Origin of the sequence: Paracraurococcus lichenis (assembly GCF_030657435.1) — a bacterium.
Classification (GTDB): Bacteria; Pseudomonadota; Alphaproteobacteria; order Acetobacterales; family Acetobacteraceae; genus Paracraurococcus; species Paracraurococcus lichenis.
This window is the reverse complement of record NZ_JAUTWS010000435.1, coordinates 1-592: the sequence shown is the minus strand read 5'-3', so window position 1 is coordinate 592 and position 592 is coordinate 1. Positions and strand designations below refer to the sequence as shown.

At 71.1% G+C, this 592-nt stretch carries 1 pseudogene; it reads right to left on the bottom strand.

Features of this window, described 5'->3' with window-relative positions:
• Positions 1–592: pseudogene (locus tag Q7A36_RS40670) on the bottom strand (ISNCY family transposase); the annotation flags it as partial.

Sequence of the window (592 nt, the reverse complement as noted above, 5' to 3'; positions counted from 1 at the left end):
ACGGCCGGCAGCGCGTGAACGCCACCCCCGCCGTCGCGCAGTAGTCCCGGACGGTCTCGTTCAGGAACGCCGTGTCGTTGTCCGTGTCGAAGCCAAGCAACGGGAAGGGCAGCACCCGACGCACCTCGTTCAGAACTTCGGTCACCAGCACCTGTTCGCGCACCAGCAATGGCGCGCACTCCGTCCAGCCCGACGCGATGTCGGTCAGCACCAATGTCTGCACGTAGCTGCCCCGCGCCGTCGGCCCACTATGCCAAACCAGGTCGGCTTCGAAGAAGCCGGGCGCTGGGTCGCCCCAGTCGGCGAAGGTCCGCACCGGCACGCTCCGCCGCAACGCCGCCGAGGGCGGCGTGCGCCGCCGCGGTGCCCCACCCGCCGCCGTCCTCACCTCCCGCAGCAGCCGGTCGATCGTCGCCGCGCTCATCGCCAGCACCCCGACCCGCACCTCCGGTGCCAGTTGCAGGTGATCGTGCCGCTCCATCGCCTCCACCAGCACCGGTAGCAACGGCCGCAGCCGCTTGCCGCAGACCCGGTCGGAAGCCTCCCACAGCACGATCAGTGCCTCGCGCACGGCCGCGTCATAGACGCGGCC